This window comes from Phocaeicola sp. ICN-14070 (assembly GCF_037892625.1).
Taxonomy (GTDB): domain Bacteria; phylum Bacteroidota; class Bacteroidia; order Bacteroidales; family Bacteroidaceae; genus Phocaeicola; species Phocaeicola plebeius.
This window is the reverse complement of record NZ_JBBKBF010000123.1, coordinates 1-3,538: the sequence shown is the minus strand read 5'-3', so window position 1 is coordinate 3,538 and position 3,538 is coordinate 1. Positions and strand designations below refer to the sequence as shown.

At 54.2% G+C, this 3,538-nt stretch carries 3 protein-coding genes and 2 pseudogenes; all 5 read right to left on the bottom strand.

Features of this window, described 5'->3' with window-relative positions; all coding sequences use genetic code 11:
• Positions 1–1,092, bottom strand: a pseudogene (locus tag WKT20_RS17715) (hypothetical protein); the annotation flags it as partial.
• 25 nt (positions 1,093–1,117) lie between these two features.
• Positions 1,118–1,306: a hypothetical protein gene (locus tag WKT20_RS17710; RefSeq protein ID WP_007562482.1), complete on the bottom strand. Its 189-nt coding sequence runs from the start codon at positions 1,304–1,306 to the stop codon at positions 1,118–1,120.
• A gap of 2 nt (positions 1,307–1,308) precedes the next feature.
• Entirely contained in the window at positions 1,309–2,028 is a 720-nt protein-coding gene (locus tag WKT20_RS17705; protein WP_007571287.1) for a hypothetical protein, read from the bottom strand.
• A complete protein-coding gene (locus WKT20_RS17700) occupies positions 2,025–2,312 on the bottom strand; it encodes a hypothetical protein (RefSeq protein WP_005798244.1) in 288 nt (95 codons plus the stop codon). The genes WKT20_RS17705 and WKT20_RS17700 overlap by 4 nt, the downstream gene beginning before the upstream one ends.
• A 13-nt stretch (positions 2,313–2,325) precedes the next feature.
• Positions 2,326–3,538: pseudogene (locus tag WKT20_RS17695) on the bottom strand (hypothetical protein); the annotation flags it as partial.

The following is a 3,538-nucleotide window of genomic DNA, read 5'->3' as shown; positions in this document are numbered from 1 at the left end:
GTGTTTCCAGTCACGCTGGAACCCCGCTGCCCGGTGGCTGAACATCAGGCCGGCATACGCTGTCACACCTCCGCCTGCCTTCAGCAGCGTAATGTAATGCACCCGGCTCACCACACCGGAGTTCTCATGCTGCGCGTAGGCTTCCACCACGTTCGTACCCTCCTGCATCTGTGTCAGGGGGATGGTCACGTTCTTCTGCTGCACACCGCTGCCGGCCGAAAGACCGAGGGTAAAGGCCTGTCCGCCGTTCACGCGGTAGTAGATGTTCTTCTCACCGCTCGTGCCCTTGGCAGTAAAGGGGATGTTCACGTCATTTTTATATCCCCCGTCGGCCAGCCCGTTGCCCGCCGAGTAGGTGGTCTCCAGCTCCATGGCCACCATGGTCACCTTGGCCGTGGCCGTCTTCATCAGCGTGCCGTCCTGGTAAGTTGCCTGCGCTTCCACCTGTACGGTATAGGCAGTGGCATCCTTCAGATAGGGCGAAGCGTCAAAGGTATAGCTCTGTCCGGCTGTAACGCCCACAAACTCCGCATCCCGGAACTCACTGATGACGGTCGAACCGCGTTTCACGATTACACGGGCTTTCAGGTCGCTGTAGCCGTCCACCGTACCGCCACCGGCAGTGCCCACACCTACGGAGTATTTCACCACAAAGCCGCTGCCCAGTGCCAGATACTGCGAGGCGGGAAGTCCCGCACCGCCGCTGTCCGTCAGGTCGATGTTCACCACCACCTTGTCATCGTCCGTGTACTTGGAAAAGCGCATTTCCTTCGAGCTCTCGCCGCCCTGGTTGTCCTTCTGCTTGACGGTCATCACGTACTGGGTGCCGTCCTCGCTGTCCTGCACATCCACGTCCGTCACCGTACCCACCATCGCATCGAACACCGTTCCGGATGTAGGAGGTTTCGTCTCGCCGCTCACCAGTTCCTCGGTAGGGGTACGGTTTGACAGTTCCTTCTTCAGGAACGCTTCGATGTCATCGCCTGCATAGGCATGATAGGTGCCGTCCGGCTGTTTCTGATTCCATGGTGTTTCAAGATTCATCGGATGCTCGGTCGCGTTGATGATTCCGCTTATTTTCCTTTTTGCCATAATACTGTCCTTTTATAATAATCATTCATTTATCAGTTTTACTGCTACCGTTCCATGCGTCCGATCCGTTCCACGGCTCGTCGCCTTTCCAGTATCCAAGTCCGAAACAGCTGCTTATCGCAGACCACACCAGTCTTGCCCCGGCATAGACAGCCGACAGGGCACGTTTCCCCACATACGCAGCCGTTATTTCCTTACCGCCTATGGTTATCATCGTCAATCCTCCTCATAAATCAGATACAGCGTATTCGCATCCTTGTCCTGCAGCGCCTCGTAAGCTTCCCCGCTCATCACCTCATGCCGGTAGGCCAGCAGTCTCAGGCTGCCGCCTGTTCCGGTATATACGGCATCACCCAGCAGGTAGAGCTTGTCCGGCAGGATGGCTGTCCGGTCCGCATTCATGAATATGCCGGCAGGAGGCACACCCGCCACATCCCAGTCCCCGTACAGGGTGGAGTCCATGTGGTAGGCGAACTTCCCGGCATCCGCTACATACACTACGCTGCCGCCCGGTTTGGTACTCTTGTCAGGTAAAACGTTGCCTGTTTCCATCCATGAGGAAAAGCGTGCGGTAGCCCCGCCGATGGCTGCTGCCGTAGTCTGTTCCACCTTGGCAGCGGCGTTTTCTGCCTTGGCTGCCGCTTCGTTGGCCTTGGTGGCCGCTTCCGTGGCGGCCTGGGTCTTTTCCTCCAGTCCGGCTACGGCTCCTTCCGCTTTCTTGGCGGCAGCCTCGGCACGGGCGGCGGCATCGCTCGCAGGCTTCCCTATCAGTTCCAGGGGGACGTTCACCATCTTGCCGTCCTTCTCCCCGGGCAGTGATTTCACACCGCTCAGCGAGGTGACGGTCTCCAAGTCCTCCACGCCGGTAGAACTCTGGAGTACACGGTCCAGCACTTCCTGAACCAGTTCTTCTTGTGTCATTTCTGCCATACTCATTCGTTTTTATCGGTTTCTGACCCGCCCAGGATTTCGTTCAGGGCATCTATCACATTGGGAAGACAATAGCGTTCCACCGCCATGTGTATCATCCCGGTTTCCTCATCGCTGAACTCGGTCTCGCCGGTACTCTCGAAAATCTTGAACGCAAGCCGATGGGCCTTGATGCCACTGACACGCGTATACAGCAAATCGGCTATCTGCTCACGTGCATCGAAAACCTCCCTCGTCTGACGGGTTATTCCGGTGGGAACGCTGAAATTCCTGAAATCTAACTTTTTCATATATATCTGTTTTTTAGGATGAATGATTCAATATCTGGTAACGGAATCCGTCCGCTTTTGTAATAAGTACCGTTACGGAGTCCCCGGATGCCATCTCGTAGTTTTGCAAATCTTCATTGTGGTTATAGATACCTTTTAGTATGATATTCTTTGAACCGGGTCTGACCCTGAACGTGACAATGGCTGCAAAATCGGTAGGCAAGTAACTCATGCCGAACTTGTATGCCACAGAACTTTCCGACGGCAGCGTAACCTCTACCTTACTGTAGTTGGGTTCATTGTAATACATCAAAATGATATTGTGTTGTGAGAAATCCACCGTGTAGTTTCCACTTCCGAAGGTAAGCAGCTTGGCTTTCGTATTGATAAACGCCGGGGCAAGTAATGCCGCATTGCTGCTGATACCGTAGTTCTTCGTACCGCCGGTAACATCTATAAACAATCCATAGTTCGCTTGGTCGAAGCCGTAATTCCCGTATATATTGGGGGCTGAGTTCACGATACGACCGACAGCGGTAAAAGCTCCTCCTGCAGAAGACGGTATCACATCATCACCGAACATCACATATCCTTTGCTGCCGCCGACACGGAAAAAATCATCATAAATGGCAAGACCGCCACCGCTCCCGTGAGAGTCGGCCACAGAACCGATACGGCCGTTCCCTATCTCAAAGCCGCCGATTTTCCCTTTGCTGCTGTCTATCTCTCCGGTAAACTTACCGTTGGTCGTTTCAATGCTGCCGTCTTCCAGTATCTTGAAGTTGCCGTTGGCCGTTACCAGTCCCTCCAGCTGTATATGGTCGGCTGTCAGCTTGATTTTGCTCACGGTATTTCCGTACTCGTCCTCTTCCTCCACGCTCACCCCGATAAGGGCAATCTTTCCTGTATTGTCCTGCGCATACAGACCGGAACCTTCAGGCTTTATGACAAGCCCGGTCTCTTTCAGCGCATTACCGTCCTTGTCGAAGACCGCCGCTGAAATCTTTACCAGCCGGTCGCTCTGTTCGAACAGTGTACGGTACTTATAGGCCAGTGCGTCCGCCTTGTTGGTGCTGAACACCAGCAGCGAAATGTAAATCACGCCCGTAAACGACAGCTTGAAGTCGCCAGTGCCGTTCCAAAGTCCGTCCAACGTGAACATCTTCTCACCGCCAACGGGCAGGTCCTCTTCATGGCCGAACATGTTGAAGTTCTCAAACCCGGTCTTATCAGCGTTCACAAATTCT